Source organism: Haloplanus ruber (assembly GCF_024494725.1).
Taxonomy (GTDB): Archaea; Halobacteriota; Halobacteria; order Halobacteriales; family Haloferacaceae; genus Haloplanus; species Haloplanus ruber.
The window spans coordinates 884,193-903,545 of record NZ_JANHDK010000001.1 but is presented as its reverse complement, the minus strand read 5'-3'; the positions used below and the strand labels follow the sequence as shown (position 1 = coordinate 903,545).

The 19,353-nt window shown below is 64.0% G+C and carries 23 protein-coding genes; 6 read left to right on the top strand and 17 right to left on the bottom strand.

Annotated elements, in window-relative coordinates; all coding sequences use genetic code 11:
* Positions 1 to 3: 3 nt before the first annotated feature.
* From arlH to NO878_RS04725, 11 genes are all read right to left on the bottom strand, one after another.
* A complete protein-coding gene (gene arlH, locus NO878_RS04775; protein ID WP_256404817.1) occupies positions 4 to 762 on the bottom strand; it encodes an archaellum protein ArlH in 759 nt (252 codons plus the stop codon).
* A complete protein-coding gene (gene arlG, locus NO878_RS04770; RefSeq protein ID WP_256404816.1) occupies positions 759 to 1,205 on the bottom strand; it encodes an archaellum stator protein ArlG in 447 nt (148 codons plus the stop codon). The genes arlH and arlG overlap by 4 nt, the downstream gene beginning before the upstream one ends.
* Complete coding sequence (arlF, locus tag NO878_RS04765) at positions 1,205 to 1,645, bottom strand: archaellum stator protein ArlF (protein WP_256404815.1); 441 nt, start codon at positions 1,643 to 1,645, stop codon at positions 1,205 to 1,207. Before arlF ends, arlG begins: the two co-directional genes overlap by 1 nt.
* Positions 1,626 to 3,080, bottom strand: a complete 1,455-nt coding sequence (locus NO878_RS04760) for a FlaD/FlaE family flagellar protein (RefSeq protein ID WP_256404814.1) — start codon at positions 3,078 to 3,080, stop codon at positions 1,626 to 1,628. Before NO878_RS04760 ends, arlF begins: the two co-directional genes overlap by 20 nt.
* A 119-nt stretch (positions 3,081 to 3,199) precedes the next feature.
* Positions 3,200 to 3,700, bottom strand: a complete 501-nt coding sequence (locus tag NO878_RS04755) for a chemotaxis protein CheD (protein ID WP_256404813.1) — start codon at positions 3,698 to 3,700, stop codon at positions 3,200 to 3,202.
* A 29-nt stretch (positions 3,701 to 3,729) separates the two neighbouring features.
* A complete protein-coding gene (locus tag NO878_RS04750) occupies positions 3,730 to 4,956 on the bottom strand; it encodes a chemotaxis protein CheC (protein ID WP_256404812.1) in 1,227 nt (408 codons plus the stop codon).
* 2 nt (positions 4,957 to 4,958) lie between these two features.
* Positions 4,959 to 5,318, bottom strand: coding sequence for a chemotaxis protein CheY (gene cheY / locus NO878_RS04745; RefSeq protein ID WP_157688752.1), 360 nt, complete (start codon positions 5,316 to 5,318; stop codon positions 4,959 to 4,961).
* 70 nt (positions 5,319 to 5,388) lie between these two features.
* Positions 5,389 to 5,976 carry a DUF7500 family protein gene (locus NO878_RS04740; protein ID WP_256404811.1) on the bottom strand — a complete coding sequence of 196 codons (588 nt, stop codon included), beginning with the start codon at positions 5,974 to 5,976 and terminating at the stop codon, positions 5,389 to 5,391.
* 72 nt (positions 5,977 to 6,048) lie between these two features.
* Positions 6,049 to 6,771, bottom strand: a complete 723-nt coding sequence (locus NO878_RS04735) for an archaellin/type IV pilin N-terminal domain-containing protein (RefSeq protein ID WP_305882560.1) — start codon at positions 6,769 to 6,771, stop codon at positions 6,049 to 6,051.
* A gap of 157 nt (positions 6,772 to 6,928) precedes the next feature.
* Entirely contained in the window at positions 6,929 to 7,651 is a 723-nt protein-coding gene (locus tag NO878_RS04730) for an archaellin/type IV pilin N-terminal domain-containing protein (RefSeq protein ID WP_256404810.1), read from the bottom strand.
* A gap of 146 nt (positions 7,652 to 7,797) precedes the next feature.
* Positions 7,798 to 8,079 (bottom strand): DUF7521 family protein, encoded by a 282-nt coding sequence (locus tag NO878_RS04725; protein ID WP_256404809.1) that lies wholly within the window; start codon positions 8,077 to 8,079, stop codon positions 7,798 to 7,800.
* Between the two features lie 142 nt (positions 8,080 to 8,221).
* Between NO878_RS04725 and NO878_RS04720 the strand changes: the two genes are divergently transcribed.
* Complete coding sequence (locus NO878_RS04720; protein WP_256404808.1) at positions 8,222 to 8,557, top strand: winged helix-turn-helix domain-containing protein; 336 nt, start codon at positions 8,222 to 8,224, stop codon at positions 8,555 to 8,557.
* On the opposite strand, the gene NO878_RS04715 is transcribed toward NO878_RS04720, so the two are convergent.
* Complete coding sequence (locus tag NO878_RS04715) at positions 8,558 to 9,292, bottom strand: RAD55 family ATPase (RefSeq protein ID WP_256404807.1); 735 nt, start codon at positions 9,290 to 9,292, stop codon at positions 8,558 to 8,560.
* A 150-nt stretch (positions 9,293 to 9,442) separates the two neighbouring features.
* Between NO878_RS04715 and NO878_RS04710 the strand changes: the two genes are divergently transcribed.
* The gene (locus NO878_RS04710) at positions 9,443 to 10,147 is read left to right on the top strand and encodes an RAD55 family ATPase (RefSeq protein ID WP_256404806.1); all 705 of its coding nucleotides are present in this window, start codon (positions 9,443 to 9,445) and stop codon (positions 10,145 to 10,147) included.
* 1 nt (position 10,148) lies between these two features.
* Positions 10,149 to 10,556: a DUF8057 family protein gene (locus NO878_RS04705; protein WP_256404805.1), complete on the top strand. Its 408-nt coding sequence runs from the start codon at positions 10,149 to 10,151 to the stop codon at positions 10,554 to 10,556.
* 7 nt (positions 10,557 to 10,563) lie between these two features.
* Here NO878_RS04705 and NO878_RS04700 read toward each other — a convergent pair whose 3' ends face one another.
* The 3 genes from NO878_RS04700 to NO878_RS04690 form a co-directional block, all read right to left on the bottom strand.
* Positions 10,564 to 11,211, bottom strand: coding sequence for a chemotaxis protein CheW (locus NO878_RS04700; protein ID WP_256404804.1), 648 nt, complete (start codon positions 11,209 to 11,211; stop codon positions 10,564 to 10,566).
* A 146-nt stretch (positions 11,212 to 11,357) separates the two neighbouring features.
* On the bottom strand, positions 11,358 to 13,883 hold the full coding sequence (locus NO878_RS04695) for an efflux RND transporter permease subunit (RefSeq protein WP_256404803.1): 2,526 nt from the start codon (positions 13,881 to 13,883) through the stop codon (positions 11,358 to 11,360).
* 7 nt (positions 13,884 to 13,890) lie between these two features.
* Positions 13,891 to 15,528, bottom strand: a complete 1,638-nt coding sequence (locus tag NO878_RS04690) for a COG1361 S-layer family protein (RefSeq protein WP_256404802.1) — start codon at positions 15,526 to 15,528, stop codon at positions 13,891 to 13,893.
* A gap of 146 nt (positions 15,529 to 15,674) precedes the next feature.
* On the opposite strand from NO878_RS04690, the gene NO878_RS04685 reads away from it, so the two are divergent.
* A complete protein-coding gene (locus tag NO878_RS04685) occupies positions 15,675 to 16,283 on the top strand; it encodes a TetR/AcrR family transcriptional regulator (protein ID WP_256404801.1) in 609 nt (202 codons plus the stop codon).
* A gap of 5 nt (positions 16,284 to 16,288) precedes the next feature.
* Here NO878_RS04685 and NO878_RS04680 read toward each other — a convergent pair whose 3' ends face one another.
* Positions 16,289 to 16,576, bottom strand: coding sequence for a HalOD1 output domain-containing protein (locus NO878_RS04680; protein WP_256404800.1), 288 nt, complete (start codon positions 16,574 to 16,576; stop codon positions 16,289 to 16,291).
* Positions 16,577 to 16,754: 178 nt separating this feature from the next.
* On the opposite strand from NO878_RS04680, the gene NO878_RS04675 reads away from it, so the two are divergent.
* A complete protein-coding gene (locus NO878_RS04675; protein ID WP_256404799.1) occupies positions 16,755 to 17,660 on the top strand; it encodes a ketopantoate reductase family protein in 906 nt (301 codons plus the stop codon).
* Between the two features lie 39 nt (positions 17,661 to 17,699).
* Complete coding sequence (gene panB, locus NO878_RS04670; RefSeq protein WP_256404798.1) at positions 17,700 to 18,470, top strand: 3-methyl-2-oxobutanoate hydroxymethyltransferase; 771 nt, start codon at positions 17,700 to 17,702, stop codon at positions 18,468 to 18,470.
* Here the strand turns inward: panB and NO878_RS04665 are convergent.
* The gene (locus NO878_RS04665; RefSeq protein ID WP_256404797.1) at positions 18,467 to 19,279 is read right to left on the bottom strand and encodes a TrmB family transcriptional regulator; all 813 of its coding nucleotides are present in this window, start codon (positions 19,277 to 19,279) and stop codon (positions 18,467 to 18,469) included. The genes panB and NO878_RS04665 overlap by 4 nt on opposite strands.
* Positions 19,280 to 19,353 lie beyond the last annotated feature (74 nt).

The following is a 19,353-nucleotide window of genomic DNA, read 5'->3' as shown; positions in this document are numbered from 1 at the left end:
GGTTCAGGCGACACTCCGACTTTCGATGACGATTCCTGTCCCGGAGCGGACGGAGTATCCGATAGTGTCTCCGACCTGCTGTCCCATGCCGGCGAATCGTTTGACGGAGATCTGTCGGCGGACGTCGTTGCCCACTTCCACCATCTCCAGCTCGAGGAACACGTCGGCGATGGAGCGAAACGGCCCGATGGCCTCCCCGTCGACCGTCGACGGGTCGACGGTTAGGACGATAACTTTCCCCTGTGAGATTATGTCTCTGAAGAAGCCGATGATCTCCAGGGCCGCCTGCCGCTCCTCGTTCTGTCTGACCAGCGCCTCGAACTTCGGGTCGTTGCGGAGGATGGCGTCGAACGTGTCGATCACGATCACGTCCGAGTCCCACATCGTCTCCGCGTTCATCAGCCGCTTGAGCAGTTCCTTGCGCTCGCCTTCCCCCTCGTCCGAGAGGCGGCCGCCGGTGTCGAAGTCGGCGTGGAGAAAGAGGACGTTCTCGTCCAGCAGGTGATCGACCATGTCGTAGGACAGCGAGTGCATCTGGTCGATGAAGCCCCGCACCGTCAGCTCCGTCGAGAGGAAGGTCACCGAGTGTCCTTCCTCACAGAAGCCGTACGTGAACCGCTGGGAGAGAGCGCTCTTGCCTGCCCCGTAGTCGCCCTCGGCGAGGACGATACTCCCTCGTGGGACGCCCCCGCCGAGTTCCTTGTTGAGGCGGTCGTGATCCTTCAGTCCGAGCGATAGTAGGTTCGATCCTGTCTGACTCATACGCGGAAGGCAAACACCTCCTCGTCGCCGTTGACGATGATCTTCGCGCGGTGGTCACCGCTCGACAGGTCCGCCCCGCCGATGTCGAGGCGGACGACGTTGTTCGGTCGCCACTCGGTCCCGTCGATGACCGTCACCGTGATGTTCGTCCGGTATCGGCCGTCGACCAGTATCTCGATGAACTGGCTGTCCGGCGGGATGTCCGTCGTCCCGGTGTTTTTCACCAGCAGACTCACCGTGTTCGTGGAGTTGTTGTAGACCGGACTCCCGGCGTCGCTGATGACTTCGATGTTCGTCCGCACCTCCTCGGAGACTTCGAGGCTCTGATCGTCGATTCCCTGGCTCAATCGAGAGATACCCTGCGTGAACGTTCCGGCCACACCGGCCGCGATGACCATACTCGCGATGAACAGGATCAGATGCGAGGCCGAAACGCTCGCCATCAGAGCACCTCCACGTCGGCCACTCCCGGGCCAGAGACGACCTTCACCCGGGTCGGTCGGGTGGGAAGCGACACCTCGAGGTGGAGCCGTTCGCCCGGCAGCCACAGGTCGGTCGCCGCGTCGCCGTCGACGCGCCGAGCCGTGAAGTTGTCCCGGTAGGTGTTGTCCACCAAGAGGTCGACCGCCCCGACGGAGAGTTCGGCCGCGCCCTCGTTGTCGACATCGAGCAGCAGCGTTCCGTTGCCGCTATCGTACGTGGCGTTCGTGATGTTGAGCGCCGTGTTCTGCCGTTCGAGCGCCTCGTCGTCGACGGCGGACTGGGCGTCGTTGACGCGTTCGAACCCGTTGGTCGACGCCGTGTACGCTGTCGAGAAGGCGAGGAAGATGCCGACGAACACGATAGCCGCCGACCCGCTGACACTAAAGCCCAAACGGAACACCCCCGCCGCCGCTCCAGCACTCAAAGACGATGGAATCAGCCGTCGAACCAGTGAGTCGGCTGATATATCGGAGACTGGCCACGTGGTGGTCGATGGTCAGTTCCGACGGCGCTCCGGTCACGTCGTCGTCGACCTGTCCGAAGCCGTCGAGAAAGTCGTGCAGGTCGTCGGCGGCGTCCTCACCGACCCACTGAATCCGGCGGTAGTACTCCACGGCCCGTGCGGCGTCCGCCACGCTGCCCTCCTCGACGAGATACTCGAGCCACTCCATCACGAGTAGATCGCTCACGTAGCCCGACGGCAACCCGTCGAGGTAGGGTTTCGTGACCGCGGTTTCGGCGTCGTTCATCAGCGTGTTAGCGGCGAACTGAAGGTCGCCGTCACCCCCAGCATTTGCCGCCTCCGCCTCTGTCGTCCGGGCGGCAGCTTGGATGTCGGCTTCGCCGACCGCTGGTCCGTTGTCAGCCGCCGGCGGCTCTGGTTCGGGGTCGGGTTCCGGCTCCAGTTCCGGCTCTGGTTCTGGTTCCGGCTCTGGCTCCGGGTCCGAGTCCGCCTCGTTTCCGAATCCGTCGTCTATGTCGTCGATGCCCCCCGCCTCGCCGAAGTCGTCGAGGCCGTCACTGTCGCCGTTCGTGGGTTCTTCGGCGAGGTCACCGAAGGCGTCGTCGCCGTCGTCGTCCCAATCGGCGTCGCCGTTTGTGGGCTCTTCGGCGAAGTCCTCGTCGAAGGCGTCGTCGTCGGCCGTTTCGTCCGACGCCCCGTCGGCCCAGTCCGCGTCGCCGTTCTCGTACTCGTCTTTCAGTTCATCGAACGATTTGCCGGAGTCGTCGGAGTCATCGGAGTCGTCGGCCATGGTAGTCTCGGTAGTCGGTGCGTCGTCGGTCGCTTGTTCGAAGTCGTCGTCGAAGCCGTCGTCCTCTTCGTCGAGGAAGTCGTCGTCGAAGAAGTCCTCGGCGTCGGCGCCGGCGATATCGTCGTCTAGGTCCTCTTCGTCTTGATCCTCGTCGTCGTCGAACAGGCCGAGGGAGTCGCCGCCCCCGTCGAATCCGCCACCCGCTTGGGCGTCGTCGACGAAGGGGTTGACGCCGCGGGTGACCATCTCGTAGATGTCGAGCAGTTTGCGGACGTTCTCCTCGACATCCCCGACGGTGTTGCTGATCTCCTCGTTCTCGCTGCGGATGGTGCTCACCGTCGAGGAGAGGCTGGCGACTTCGTTTTCCATCTCGTCGATCCGCCCTTCGAGTTCGGCGGTGGCGGCACCTCCTTCGTCGCCCTCGTCGAATCCGAGTTCGTCGTCGAAGCTGTCGTCTCCGAACTCGTCGTCGCCGAACCCTCCGAGATCGTCGTCGTCCTCCTCGAAGAGCATGTCGTCGTCGTCGCCATCGCTCTCCGACGCCTCGTCGTCGCCGCCCAAGAAGCGCTCTAGGAGCTCCATCCGACACCTCCCGCGACTCGGGCCGTCGAACCCATCTCTATCGCGTGTGAATTTGGTCTCGGATAGTTTAACCGTTCCCCTTCAGTTATCAATATTGATACGTGTGTGACGCGCGTCTGTCAGAGTCGACGCTCGTCACCGGCGCTTTTGACCACGAGAATGCCGGTATCGCCCTGGAAACGCAGCGAGCGCCCTGAATCGCCGCCGACGTCTGCGGCGACGATGGGGATTCCGAGTCGTTCGAGTGTCGTCCGCCCCACCGCGACGTTGCGCTTGCCGATGGACTCCTCCTGACTGTCGAACTCGAACATGGCACTTCCCCCGGCCAGCTTCGCCCTGATATTGTCGACGGCCGCTCCCTCCTGGCGCATCGCGGACACCACCGCGTCGATGCCTGTATCGGAGAACTTCGCGACGTTGTCCGCGTCGTCGGGAGCGGTCGGTAACATCGTATGCGCCAGGCCGGCGACGCCCGCCGACTCGTCGAAGAGGCCAACCCCGAGGCAGGAGCCGAGCCCGCTCGTCGTCAACACGGCACCGTCGTCGGTGACCGCGAAGTCGGCGATGCCAACGCGTCGACGGGTCCTCGTCGAGTTCGTTCCCCGACCGTACGTCTCCATCTCAGGGCCCTCGTCGCTGTCCTCTCATGTCAGAACAACGATTCTTGGTCGGCTTCGAGTTGGTCGCTTCGCTCGACCAGCAGCGAGTCGAGTGCCTCCTTGAGCTTCCGCTCGTCGGGGATGGCGTAGAGTTCGCAGTTGAACTCGCCTTCGGGGGTGACCACCGTCGAGTCCATCAGGAAGGCGTACTCCTGGGACTGCCCGAGACGGCCGGCGATGGGGCTGAGAATGGCCGTGCCCATGTCGTGGACCAGTTCGGGGGGCGTGTGGTCGATGCTCGTCTGCAAGACGTTCGCCCACCCGTCGATGAACCCACTGGTCATGATGTTGCCGAGCTCTTCGATGGCGCTTTCGCCCATCTCACCGAGCGGTTCGTCGAGTTCCATCGGTACCGTCGCGTCGACGATGGTACGGGCCGATGGCTCGTCGAAGAGGATTGCGAGATAGCCTCCGGGCGTCCCCTTGAACTCCATGACCGTCCCGATGTACACCTCGTCTCTGGCCGTGTTGGGGACGTCCTCGATTGGGACGAAGCTGAGTCGACTCACGTCCACGTCCGTCTCGATGCCCGTCATCGAGGAGACGTTCCCCGCCGCCTGCTGGGCACCCTGTCGGGTCATCTCGTCGAAGACGGTCAGCTTGTCCATCGGGATGGCGTCGTCGTGATCGTCACTCGCGGCGAGCATGTCCGCGAAGGCGCCGTACTCCGGGAGCATGTAGATGTAGGCGTCAATCTCCTGATCGACGGCCGTCATCTGACTCTCGAAGACGAAGACGTGTTCCTCCTCGGCCCGATCCAAAGCGCCATCCGGGAGTACGTCGGTCCCGGCGCGCTCAACGTAGTTCGGCGGGGTCATATCCACACTGGCCCCGAGGTAGTCGGCCCACCCGTCGACGAACCCGCCCATCATGATGTTGCCGATCTCGTTGATTCCGCTTTGGGCCATCTCGTCGAACTCGCCGTCATCGTCGGCGGACGCGCCCGGGACCAGGACGTCGACGATACTCGCGGCGCTCTCTTGGTCGAAGGCGAGCGCCGTCTCTCCCGACAGACCGCCGCCGAGGCCGATCTGCACGCCGACGAACTCTGTCCCGCCGAAGACGTCCTCTACGTCCTGTTTCGACATCAGCGTGACGTTGGTCACGTCGACGTACGTCTCGATTCCCGTCATCTGGGTCAGCGACGCTGCGGCGTGTTCCGCCCCTTCCTGTGCGAGGCGGTTGTACGTGCCGAGCGACTGGATATCGACACGCATTATCAGGCCACGACGTCGTCGATGGCTTCGAGCACGTTCGGTTTCTGGAACGGTTTCGTGATGTAGCCGTCCGCGCCAGCCTTGACGGCGTTTTTCATCTTCTCTTCCTGGCCAACGCTCGTACACATGATCACGTTCGCGTCCGGGTCGCTGCCGGTAATCTCGCTCGTCGCTTCGATCCCGTCACGGATCGGCATCACGATGTCCATCATCACCAGATCCGGATCGTGTTCTCGGTAGAGTTCGACCGCCTCGACCCCGTTTTCGGCCTCGTCGACGATCTCGAAGTTCTCCTCGAGGATTTCGCGCAGAAGGTTGCGCATGAAATCCGAGTCGTCGACGATGAGTACTTTAGGTGGCATCTGTCCCGTGAATTCGGGAGTCGCTAAATAAAGACTCGGACGCGATTCTCAGTGCTGATACGGGTCGGGCTCAATCCTCGGATAGCTCGACTGCTTCCTCGTTGGAGACGGCCTCGATCAGGTCGCCGATAGAGTCCTCGCGACCAAGATCGTAGCGCTTGAGCAGTCCGGTGAGGGTGCCGACCGGATAGCGGACCGAGACGTTCGACTCGGCCAGCAGGATGCCGAGCACCTCCTCGACCGGCGTGCCGCCACCGACGTGCTGAGCGTACCAGATCAGCAGCGACTCGAAGCTGGTGACGACGTCGTTCGAGACGACCTGATGGCGGCTGACACCGTCGTCGAACTTCGCCGTCGCGTGGAAACCGTACTGGGCGTCGATACCTCGGAAGTGATCCTCGAGCCACCGGTTGACGTCTAGCTCGGTGAGTTCTGGGTCGTTGCTTCCCTCGTCGTCCTCACTCTCGTCTCTCGCCTGTTGGGCGTCGATGGCGTCGGCGCGGCGCTGTGCGGCTTCGTCACTCATCGACTCGCCCGTCGAGACGAGGAACCGTCCGTCGTCGAGCTCGGAGACGTTGTCGTGTCGCGTGAGGTCGAGTTCCTCCTCGGTGATCACCTTTCCGCGTTCCGAGGTGGACTCGTCTGAATCCGATGGCATGCCCTCGATAGTGTTTCCACTTGTGAGGCGTGAAAATATAAAGATTCGGTGCGGTTGGCTCGCGGCGATCCGTTACAGTTCGACGGACTGCTCGCCGGAGAGTGACTGTGGCACCTGGACGCGGATGATGCTAGTGGCGCCACTTTCGGTGTTGACGCGGATGGTGGCAGTCTCGCCCGCGGAGAGGGGGCCATTGACGAAGGGTTCGGTGTTGGCCGTCGCGTTGAGATCGAGCGTAACGACCAGTCGATCCGTCCGACTGTTCAGGATGAGCCCGTTGCCGCGGCTCTCGTTGAGCGAGTTATCGTCGTCTTGGAGTGCGCGAGTGCGGTCGTCGGGACCAGTCGCGCCGCTCCGGTTGACGGCCGTCTCGTTCGTGAACGCGAAGCGGTCGGTACCCTCGGGGCCGACGACTTCGAACGTCGTCGCGCTCATGTTGATGTCGCTAGCCCCCGGAGCCTTCTGGACCACTAGGGAGATTTCGTTGATCACCAACGATTGGTTCTCCTTCGACAGGTTCGCCTCTGAGTCGGGGACGATTGTGGTGTTAACCTCGGAACCGTTCACAATCTCCGTGCTGTTGTAGACGGAGACGTTCCCGGTTTTCGACACCGGTTCGAGGCGGTCGGTGACCTGTGCGCTGCTCTGTTGCCCGGTCTGTTCTGATTGAGTCTGCAGGAAGCCAGCCGTGTTGATGAGGACGCCAGCCGCAATCGCTGCGACTAGGACCATCGCGATGAACACGATGAGCGTCCCGATACCGACCTGCCCCCTATCCATTCGTTCTTCGAACATGTGTTTCTGTCCCCCCGGCGCTGTGGGTCCGGGGCTCTGCACGATAGTTGCACAAGGCGACTATTAAAGGTACACTCCAAAATATCACTATTGAAATTCGGGGGCTACGGCCCTGTCACCCGCTAATCGGCGAAAAAGAAAATACGGTGGCGATCCGCTACAGGTCGACGGACTGCTCGCCGGAGAGTGACTGTGGCACTTGGACGCGGATGATGCTAGTGGCGCCACTTTCGGTGTTGACGCGGATGGTGGCAGTCTCGCCCGCGGAGAGGGGGCCATTGACGAAGGGTTCGGTGTTGGCCGTCGCGTTGAGGTCGAGCGTGACGACCAGCCGGTCCGTCCGACTGTTCAGGATGAGCCCGTTGCCGCGGCTCTCGTTGAGCGAGTTGTCGTCGTCTTGGAGCGCGCGAGTGCGGTCGTCGGGACCAGTCGCGCCGCTCCGGTTGACGGCCGTCTCGTTCGTGAACGCGAAGCGGTCGGTGCCTGCAGGCCCGACGAATTCGAACGTCGTCGCGCTCATGTTGATGTCGCTAGCCCCCGGAGCCTTCTGGACCACCAGGGAGATTTCGTTGATCACCAACGACTGGTTCTCCTTCGAGAGGTTTGCCTCCGAGTCGGGGACGATTGTGGTGTTAACCTCGGAACCGTTCACAATCTCCGTGCTGTTGTAGACGGAGACGTTCCCAGTCTTCGACACCGGTTCGAGGCGGTCGGTGACCTGTGCGCTGCTCTGTTGCCCGGTCTGTTCTGATTGAGTCTGCAGGAAGCCAGCCGTGTTGATGAGGACGCCGGCCGCAATCGCCGCGACCAGGACCATCGCGATGAACACGATGAGCGTCCCGATACCGACCTGCCCCCTGTCCGTCCGTTCTTCGAACATTGTGAAGTGTACTCGGGATCGTATCGCCCCGAGCTCTGTTGGTACGTGCTCGGAGCTGATGATAAAGGTACGGCCCCGGATATCACGTGTGAAAAATAACGTCTGATGCGGTTGAAGCCCGAGAAACGTGGATCGCCGGGGGCTACTCAGTCGTAGATAATGAGACTGTACACAACGAAAATAAACCCAAGAGAGGCGATTCCGTTGTTGACGAGAAGCAAGGATCGGACCCCGCTGAAATCGTTGATGAAGGCACTGATCGCGGTCGCGATGGCGGCGGCGGCGATCAGACTAAACCCGAGCGAAACGTGGATCATGGCCTGACGGGTCGTCTGGAGATAGGCTTTGATTGCCATCCCGACCATCGTCAGCCCGGAGACCACCAGCACCGCCGTGGCGGCGAAGTAGAGGGATTCGACGACTAGCATTGTCTTAACCGTGAGTTATCGTATCCAGATATAAATCTGATCGTGATATTCTCAGGTCTGATAGATTGTCGCCGGGGTGAGTGTCAGCCGCGCGTATGACAGTACGATTTATTGTTCAGGGTCGTATCTATATTGATAACGAATGGATGGAACCGAGATGTTGCGGGTTCTGGGCAACGAGTACAACCCCCAAATACTGAGTTTCGCACACGAGCCACGCTCGGCCCAGGAGCTCAGCGACGAACTCGACGTACCGATCGCCACCTGCTACCGTCGGATCGAAGAGCTCACCGACGCGGACCTCCTCGAACACCACGACCGAGTGCTGTCCGACGAACGGCGGCGCGTCAACGTCTATCGTCGGAACATCGAGGAGGTTGTCGTGAGCTTCTCCGAGGGGGACATCTCCGTCGATGTCGAGGAACGACGGCAGGTCACGAACCGACTCGACGAGGCTTGGCGAACCCTCTCGGAGTGATCACTCGCCCGGGAACGAGTCGTTGCTCCCACCCATCATCGAGAAGCCCGCCGCACGCTCGTGGACGGTGATGCCACCCTCGTTGATGTCCATCGGGAAGATGTCCGTCTCGATGTCCTGCTTTCGCATCTTGGCGACCCAGATATACCGGTTGACGCCGGACTCCGTCGGGGTCTGGATCAGGTAGATGTTCCCGTCGGTCAGGAAATTCTCGAGGCCGATGTCCTGTTCCGGGAATACGGCGGACTGTTCGGCGATGAGCAGCGACGTCAACCCGTTGGCCTTCAGGATATCCGAGAACTTCAGCAGATACGTCCGCTTTTCCTGTTCGTCCTCGAAGAACAGTTCGAACATCGTCAGCGAGTCGAGAACGAGCCGTTCGTACTCGGTTTCCTCGAATGCCGCCAGCAACCTGTCTAGCGTCGAGTTGAAGTCGTTGTGTCGCAACAGCTCCTGTTTGTCGTAGATGAGGATCTGATCGTCCTCGACGAGTTCTCGCCAGTCCTCGAAGCCGATTGATTCGGCCGCTTGGGCGATATCCTCAGCGTTTTCCTCGAACGAGAGATAGATCCCTTTCTCGTCGAACTCGGTCACGCCGTTGTAGATGTACTGCAACCCGAGAATACTCTTTCCGGTGCCCGGGTTCCCACTGATCAGTACCGTCGCGTTGTCGACGATGCCGCCGCTCAGTATCGAATCCAGCCCCTCGATTCCTGTTCGCGTCAGGTCCGTCATTACAGGACAGTTACGCGGACTGACTGAAATAAATTCGCAACGCGCCTGCCGGCCGATTCGCCCGCCCAATCTCCCCGCCCGTCGTGCCCAATTTTCACACCTGAGAACCCGGACACAACCTATTTGACGCGGCCGAAATGTTATCTGGCGATGAGGGTTTCCACCGGGGTGGACGGTTTCGACGAACTCGTCGACGGGGGACTCCTCCGGAATCGGCTGTACATTCTCAGCGGCCCGCCGGGAAGCGGGAAGACGACGTTCTCCTCACAGTTCGTCACCGAAGGGGCACGTGCCGGCGAGAAATGTCTCTACCTGAGCATGCACGAGACCGAAGAGGAGTTGGTTCACGACATGAGCGCCTACGAATTCGGCTTCGAGAAGGCGGCTCACTCGGGCAAACTCCAGTTCCGGAACGTCTTCGACTCCAACGCCAAGCGACTGCTGAAGGGACCGGGCGGCAACGGCTTCTCCTCGGGCGTGAAGAACATGACGAACCGCCTCGTCAGCTTCATCAGCTCCCGGGAGATCGACCGACTGGTCATCGACTCGACGATGATCCTGCAGTACTTTTACCCCGACAACCACGAGGCGTTCGTCCAGTTTCTCACGTCGCTGAAACGCGTCGGCGCGACGACCGTGCTCATCTCGGAGATGACCGATCCCACCTCCTACGCGGACGAGCATTACCTCGCTCACGGCGTGATCTTCATGCACAACTACCTAGAGAGTGGGGGGATGCACCGCGGGGTCCAGATCGTCAAGATGCGAGGGACCAGCATCGACAGCAACATTCACGCCATCGAGTTCGAGGACGACGGACTTCACGTCCGCCCGGAACAGCAGATCCAGGCCTGACATGTACGAGTCCGAATTCGGCACCGAGTGGGACGACCTCGACAAGGCGGACGCGCTCGAACGGGCGTTCGCTCTGGGCGTCGCTCGGAGTCTCGGCGAGCCGAACCGCGAGGAGTACGAGCGGGTGTGTGAGGCCACCGATACGACCTACGAACGAAGCCTGATCGAACTGGCCTACGAGGAGGGGCGCCGCAAGGCGTCCGGTCGGACCGCGGCGGAGTCGACGAGCGTCTGGGAGGAACTCGTCGTCGACACCGACGATGTCGACGTCGACGCCGCCTCTGGCGGCGAGGACGTCCGCGAGTCACCCGACGGGCCACCGGAGATGTTCTCGCGGCCGGATCGGACCACCGTTCCGGAGGACGGACTCGACCGGGTTCGGCTCCCGGAGTTCATCCGCCGGCGCTGATCTGCCGTCAGTCTCGGGCGTCGGAGCGCATGAGTTCGCCCGGCTCCGTCCAGATAACGAATTCGCCGTCCTCGTCGCGTTTCACCACGCCGTTGATCCACGGTTCGTCGACCGGAGACTCCTTGACTTCCGCCAGGGAGACGGTCGAGACGCGGCGGACGCCATCGACCGCCCACCCGACGTTCCACTCGTCGTCCATCTGCCCTGGGTCGAAGACGACGATCAGGTCGCCGTTGCCTTCTTCCTCGGCAGCCAGCGTCTCCTTGGGGTCGATGACCGTCGTGATGTCTCCACGCAGGTCGATCACGCCCTCGACGAAAGGCGGCGCGTTCGGAATCCGAGTGACCGTCCCCCGTTCGACGATCTGTTCGATGAAGGAGATATCGAGGCAGTACCGCTCGTCGCCGAGGACGAACTCCAACACTGAGACGGTCTCCTCGTCGCTCGTCCCGTCGTTGTCGTCGTCTTGTGTCTCCGTCTCGTCCGGTCCGTCGCCGAACGAGGGGACAGACGCCGCGTCGGCGGCGTCGTCTCCTGTCGCCCCGGAGACGTCGAGTTCGCTCAGGGTGCTTTCGATCCGGTCGTCGAGTTCCGCTTCGTCGGCGTCCACCATCTCGGCGAGTTCGGCCGCCGAGGGACCGTTGTTCTCGCTCATGCTCGTCCTCCGTGTGCGTTCGCCGGATGCATCGTTGTGATCGGGTCCCGAGTCATGTGATCGTTGCCCCGACGTTCACGCCACCCCGTAATAAGTTCGCCCGTCGGGTTCTCAGGTCTGATACTTCTCGTCCGCGGCCGGTTGGGTCAGTCCGCGGCCGGATCGGCGTCACCGAGCGTCAGGTCGCGCCCTGGTCCCGTCGCGACGTACCGGTCCCAGAGGACGAGCGTCGTCGGGAGCACGAGGATCGACGATAGATACGAGTAGAGGACGCTCAACGCGATCAGCAGGCCGAACTGTCCGAGAATCGGCGAGATGGCGAGCCACAGTACGCCGAGTCCGGAGACGGTCGTCAGCATACTCCCGGTGAGGGCACCCCCGGTCCCGCGCACGGTTTCGACGAGGGCATCGTCGACGTCCGTCGACCCGTCGTACTCCTCGACGAACCGGTGGAGGAGGTGTGCCGAGTAGTCGATGCCGAGGCCGATGGCGATAGAGAGACTCGTCCCGGTGAGGACGTTGAACGGGATGTCGAGATAGCGCATCGTCGAGGCGAGGGCCGCGACGGTGACGGCGATGGGGAGGACGTTCACCAGCCCCAGTGAGGGGCGTCCCTCCAGAACTGCGTAGACCAAGATTAGGAAGGCCGCCGCCGCGACGAGGGCGATGACGAGGCTACGGAACGCCGACTCGCCGATCACGTCCGACACGGCCTTCAGGACGATGACGCCACCGGTAGCCGTCGCCTCGAAGCGAACGCGGTCGGCCACTTGGCGCGTGTCGTCGGTAACCTCCTCCTGTGACGCGTCGGCCTCGACGGCGTATTCGATCCGGGCGCTGGTGTAGTCGTCGGTGATGTAGTTCAGCGCCCGCTCCCGCGCCGGTGAGTCGAGGAGGGCGGCGTAGACCGTTCGGAGGTTGTCGTCGGGAATCCCGTTGTCGTTCCGGTCGTTTCGCGCCACTAGCGCCGCGAACTCGGGGTCGCGCTCGGCCCGACGCCGGATGACGGTCACGATGCTCGTCTCGCGTGCGTGACCCCCGTCCGCGACGAAACTCGACGGCGGATCGTCGCCCGCCTTCCAGAGTGCTTCGAGGGCGTAATCCTGATGTAAGGGTCCCTCGACGTAGACTGTCGTGGTGTCCTCCTCGCCGGTCTGGAAGTTCCGCTCCAAGAAGTGTGTCGTCTCGGTGACGGTGTAGTCGCCGGGGCGGAAGGGTTCGGGGACGTGGTCGAGATACGCCGGCGCGTTCTCCGGCGGGAGGAAGTCGTCTTGCGTGAAGCGACTGTCGACGCCGGCGCCGTACTGGCCCATCACCGCCGTCGACACGAGGACGACGACGAGGAACAGCCGCGGCGCTCCCCGGGCGATGTAGACCCCGACCGGCAGGATCCGGCCGAGCAGCGACCGCTCGGAGCCAAGCGCCGACGACCCGAACTCGGGGATACCGAGGCGCTCGCGCCAGCTATCGGCGTACACCTTCGCCGCGGGGAGAAAGACGCCAAAGACGCAAAACGTGAAGACGATACCGACGGCGGCGACGATGCCGAGTTCTCGGATCGAACTCAGGCTACTGCTCAGGTTGGCCGCGAACCCGAGGACAGTCGTCCCGGTGACGATGAAGAAGGCGACGACGAGTTGATCGGTGGCGGTCCGCATCGCCGCGCGGACACTCACGTCACCGACGTGTTCCTCGCGGTAGCGATTGATGGCGTGAATGCCGAAGTCGATGCCCACCGCCAGCAGCAGGGGCGGGATGGCGACGAGCAACTGCGAGAAGGCGATGCCCGCGAGGCCCATGAAGCCAAACGTCCAGAGCATCGCCATTCCGAGCGAAACGAGGCCAAGCAGGAGGTCGACCGGGTCCCGATAAGCGACGATCAGAAAGAGGAGGATGAGCACGAGCGCCGCTGGAACCACCAGCGCGAGCGAGTCGTTGATCACATTGCCCAGTTCGTCGCTTGTGATGCCGCTCCCGAAGACGGTGATATCGCCGCCGACCGACGAGACGATGTACTCGGCTCGGAGCTGTATCGACGTGAGGGGACTCGAGCCGCTCGTCCCCGACCCATCGCTCGCGCCGCCGGGGAGGCGGTGGGAGACGGTGCCGATGGCCGCCGACGCCGACGCCGACCGGGCGTTGTAATCCTCGCTGAGGAGGGCCCGTAAGCCGGGGTCCGCTGCGACGGTCGTCCGCACGGCTCGGTCAATTTCGCCGGGCGTCGACCGTTCGACGGCCCTGATCTCCTCGTCGAGGCTGTCCGCCGAGGGGTCGAGCGTTCGTGCGACGGCGCGGGCGACGCTCGTCGTCCCCGTTACGTCCAAGTCGTCGTTGTCAGCGAGGCGGCGCTGAGCCTCCAACATCCGCAACAACTCCGGCTTCGAGAGGACGTTCGTCCCCGACTGTATCAGCTGTGTCGTCCCCGAGTCGTCGCCGAAGGTGACACGCTCGAAGTTGTCGTTAACCTCTTGGAGCGCTTGCTCGGCGGGGACGTCCTCGGTGAACTGATCGGTGCCGGAGTCGGTCCCGCCACCACCCAAGCCGAGGACGAACAGCCCGGAGACGAGCAAGAACAGAAGGATGACCCGCCCGGGACGGTCGACGATCCACGAGTCGAGGGTGTCGATGAATCGCTGGGAGTCGACCCGAATATCGTCGATGCTCGGTGGCACGTGTCAGTCAGGGGCTCCCGTCCTCGCTTTCCCCACCGCGTCGGTAGACGAACAGCGCCAGGCCGACCACCGCGAGGGCGCCGACGGTGATCGGCAGGAACGGCAGACCACCGCTCTGTTGTCGCTCGACTGTCACCGGCACCTGGTAGGTCCGCGACACCTCCGTGTCGCCATCTGGGAGTTCGTACTGGAAGTCGACGGAGACGGGGTACTGCTTCTCGAGGGCGTTCCCGCTCGTGCTCAGGCCGACGGTGATCGTCGCCGTCTCGCCGGGATCGAGCGCGGAGACGATGGCCTCGTCGTCGTCGCTCGACAGCGGGGACTGGACGAACGCCTTCGCCTCGACGTCGCGTAACGGCTCGTCACCCTGGTTGGTCACACGGATGTCCAGGGTCGTGGTGCCACCCGCGACGACGGTTCGGTTGATCGCCTCGATGCGGAACCGGTCGCGCTGCGGTTCGATCTGCACCCGATTTTCGAGTGCGTCGCTCCGGCGGACGTCACCGCGCTGGTTGCGGTACCGGACAGTCACGTTGAACTGCTGGGTGCTCGCGCTCGCCCCGTCGCTGACCGATACGTCGAAGTCGAACGCCCCGGTTTCGTCCGGGGCGAGGGTTTCGAGCGCGTACTCGTTGGACTCGATGTTGACGTTCGGGTTCGACGACGTGAGGACGGCGACGGGTTGGCGAGCGGTGTCCGGCCCGCGGTTGACAACGGTGCCGGCGAAGCGTCCGTCCTCGCCGACCCGCAGGACGGCGTTCGTATCCCGGAGCGCGAAGGACTGCTCGCGGGAGGGGCGCATCCCCACCGAAAGCGGATTCGAGGTCCGGGCGATGCCGTCCGTGTCCTCGTACTCGACGGTTGCGCCCAGACTGTAGTTCCTGAGCGCCGCGTCGTCGTCGACGGCGACGGTGTACTCGACCGTCTCGGTCGTGCCGGGTTCCCAGGCGCCGACATAGCCTGTGGACGACGTCGACCCGCTCCCGAAGGTGAGTTCGTCCGTCGACGCCGAAAGGACGACGCTCGCGTCGCTGGCCGTCTGGGTCCCGTGGTTACGGAGTTCGACGGCGAGGGTCCCCGTGTCGCCGACCTGTGTCGTCGTCTCCATGTCGACTACTTCGAACTGCGCCCGGTCGCGGACGCGGAGCGTGATGTACTGGGTCTCCTCCCGCGAGAGGTCGTTGTACTCGGGGGAGCCGACGGAACTGTACTCGACGCTCACCGTGTAGGCGTAGGAGACGGTGACAGGAATCCGGTAGCGGCCGGGGTCGACGTTCTCGGGGACGGTAATCGAGATGGAGTCGGTCGTGGTGGTGCCGCGGGGGACTTCCCCGACGGCGACCCGCCCGGTGTTGATCTCGAACGGTGTCCTGCCGCTCTCGACGTCGACGGCGACGCCGCGGGCGGTGGTGACTCGCTCTTCGTGTTGCGCCGGGCCGCCGCGACTCAGGCGGCCGTCGTTCGAGAGGACCAGATCGATATCGGTCTGTGTGCCCGGTTCGACTTCCGTCGTCGACGTGTAGACGTCGATGTTCGGCCGACCGATCACGGTCCCGGAGGACTGACCGGCCGCGACGCCCGTCGCGGCGACGGCAGCGACGACGACGAGGACTGTGAGAAGGACGTTGCGGTGTGAGGCGCGCATGTGTGAGGTGTGGTCGTCGGGAGGGCTCTCTCCCGGAGGGTGTTTTGGGGGGTATCGACGGCACGGGGTGACCGTCGACGGCTGATAGCGCATTGGAGGCGTAGAGGGAACGAGTTATATAACTTGTGAATGAACGTTCAGTCACCGTGGCGTTCGATCCTCCCTTCGACTCCCCCGCGGACACGCGAACGTCGATCATGCGCGCCACCTACGATGCGCTGATCGAGCACGGATACGAGAACCTGACTATCCAGCGGATCGGCGACGAGTTCCCGAAGAGTAAGTCGCTCATCTATCGCCACTACGACGGCAAGGACGACGTCTTGGTCGCGTTGCTGGAGTTCCTGCTCGATCACCTCAAATCACAGATGCCCCAGCCAACGACGACGGACGCACACGACTGCCTCCGCAACCTGCTCGACTTTGTGCTCGCCCCCGACGCCGACGCCGAGCGCGCCGAACTCACGAACGTGATGGTGGAACTGCGCGGGCAGTCGCCACACAACCGGGTGTTCCGGGAGTATTTCTCGACCAACGACCGCATATTCCAGCGCGGCCTCGTTGACATCGTAGAGCGCGGAATCGAGCAGGGCGCCTACCGGTCGGTCGATCCGGAACCAGTCGCCGAGTTCGTCCTGACGACGATGAGCGGCGCGACCATTCGCCAGGCGACGACAGAAGGTGTCACCGACATCGCGGCCGTCCGTCGGGAACTGGACGCGTACTTAGAAGCCCGGTTGCTGCGGGCGGAGTGAAAAACTCAGTCGACGAGTACGCGCCCGGCGCCGTCGACGTGGACTGTGTACTCGCCGTACTCGAAGGTGAGGCCTCGTCCAGCCAGTTCTGCCGGATCACCCGTGAAAAACGCCTCCAGGGCGTCCGGATCGACGTAGTCGGCGAGGGGGTCGAGTTCCATCGCCGAACAGTCTTCGACGTCGCTGAGAGCGGCTTGCACGGCGTGGCTCACCGGCTCGCGTCGGTCCCAGTCGATGTCCGATCGGTGCAGGGACCCGTCCATCCGCACGTTCCTCTCGCTCGTTGCTGCCATACCTGTACCTCCGAGTGACGACATATAATTCTACTGGCGGAATTATCAACAATGAATTTCGAAGCGGCGCAGGCGTCACCAACACTCATCGGGCGGGACGGCGAACGTCGGATCGATCCACGATGCAACCGGAGAACTGTACCACCCCGACCACCCCGGAACGCACCCCACACGTCCCGTGAGGATTCTGATCGTCGGAGCCGGCAGTCTCGGGAGCCTTCTCGGCGGTCTGCTGGCCCGCACCCACAACGTGACACTCGTCGGTCGGAATCCACACATGTCGGCGGTGCAGGCCGACGGCCTCCGGGTCACGGGCGTCGAGACCTTCAGGACGAGGCCGGGCGCGACGACCGACATCGGGGCGGCGAGCGCGGACCTCGCGCTTGTGACCGTCAAGGCGTACGATACGGCCGGCGTGGTCGACGACCTCGCGACCTGTGACGTGGGGGCAGTCTGCTCGCTTCAGAACGGGATGGGCAACGAGGAGACACTCGCGGCCGGCCTCGACACTCCCGTGCTCGCGGGCACGACGACCCACGGGGCACGGCTCGCCGGCCCCGGCCACGTGGAGTGGCTCGGCCGCGGGCGGGTGACGATCGGTCCTTGGCGACCGGCCGACGCCGTCGACCGGAGCGAGCGCGTGGCCGCGGCGTTCCGCGCGGCCGGCCTCGACGCGACGGCGACGACCGACGTGCGCCATCGACTCTGGCAGAAATTGGCGATCAACGCGGCGATCAATCCCGTCACAGCGCTGGCCCGCGTCGAGAACGGGGCGCTGACGCCACCAGGGGGCCTCGCCGACGTGGCAACAGCCGCCGGCACGGAGACGGCGCGGGTCGCGCGCGCTGACGGGGTCGATCTGTCGGCAGCGACGGTACGCGAGGCCATCGCCGACGTCGTCCGCGAGACGGCGCGGAACCGCTCGTCGATGCATCAAGACGTGGCCGCCGGTCGCCGGACGGAAATCGAGGCGGTCAACGGCTACGTGGTCGAGCGCGCCGCGACGGTCGGCGAGTCGGTTCCGGTCAACCGGACGCTCGCGGCGCTGATCCGCGGGTGGGAGGCTGGCGCGGGACACCGCTGAGGGGTATCGTTAATTCCCCGGCGGCCGAGTCGGACGACGATGCCAACGGTACAGGATATCAGGCAGGCGTCGGCGGATACGACCCCGCTAACGATGCTCACGGCGTACGACGCACCGACGGCCGCAATCGTCGACGCCGCCGGGGTCGACATGATCCTCGTCGGCGACAGTATGGGCAACGCCGTGCTCGGCTACGACTCGACACTTCCCGTGACGATGGCGGACGTGGCGAGCCACACGGGCGCCGTGGTCCGGGCGACGGAGGACGCTCTCGTCGTCGCGGACATGCCGTTTCTGAGCTACGGCGCCGACGACGACACGGGGATCGAGAACGCCGGACAACTCGTCAAGGAAGCGGGCGCGAGCGCGGTCAAGATCGAGTCGGGTCCACACACCGTCGCGCTGACCGAGCGCCTCGTCCAGTTGGGGATTCCGGTCATGGCCCACCTGGGGTTGACGCCCCAGCGGGTCAACCAAGTTGGCGGCTACACCCGACAGGGGACGACCGAGGCCGACGCCCAGGAGATAAAGGACCTCGCGCGGCGCCACGAGGAGGCGGGCGCGTTCTCGCTGGTGCTCGAACACGTCCCCTCGGAACTGGCCGCCGAGGTGACCGCGGACCTCGACATCCCGGTGATCGGTATCGGTGCCGGGGCGGAGACCGACGGGCAGGTGCTCGTGTTGACGGACGTGGTCGGCCTGTCGGCGTCACCCCCGCCATTCGCCGAGTCGTTCGGCGACGTGCGTGGCGAAATGGAGGACGCGGTGGCGGCGTACCGCGAGGCCGTCGAGGACGGTGAGTTTCCCTAGTCGCCCCGGATGGCCGAGGCTAGGAGCGGGCGCATCATCCCGACCACGGGCGCCTCGGCGCTGTCGGTCCAGACCGCCCGGTGTTTGCGGACACCCGGTAGGTCGGTCGCGGCGTCGGCGCTGACGAGGAGGGCGTTGCCGTCGACCATACAGACGCTCGTGACGGCGCCTGCCTCGATGGGAACGCCCTCCCACCAGGTCTGGGTTTCGACGATCTCTGCGCCGTCGATGGTATCGACGAAGTGCTGCCGAATCCCTTCGTCGGGTGAGCCGATCACCACCTCGACGCCGCGGTCGACGGCGTCGCCGAGGGCGGCGAGCAAATCCTCACCGAGGAGTGCGTCGACCGCAACCGCCAGCAACACCTCGTCGTCCGCGTTGCCGACGAGCGTCGCGAGGCGTTCCGAGACGGCTGTCTCGCCTTCCATCGTCCAGACCTCGCCGGCGCTCGACGAGCGGTCCGGCGACCCGAGACGGGGCAACACGGCGCCGAGGTGGTCGAGGCGAGTCCGACACTCCTGTTCCAGGAGTTCGACCGACTCGCGCGGTGAAACCGCTCGGAAGCGCCGCGGCTTCGACTCCTGGACGCTGACGAGGCCCCGGTCCTGGAGTGCGTCCATGCTGTCGTAGATTCGGGCGCGTGGCACGTCCGCAACCTCACTCACCTCCTTCGCCGTGCCCTCGCGCAGGCGCATGAGCGCCACGAAACATTTCGCCTCGTACTCGGTGAGTTCGAACGTCCGGAGCGTCTCTACCGCCTCCTCGACGAGCGAGTCGATACCGGCGTCCGATGATGTTGTTGGGGTCACGACGAGCGTCTCCTGTGTCGCTCCGGCGTTAGGATGACACCACCAAAAAGAGTCGGGTCCGCACGCTGCGGTTG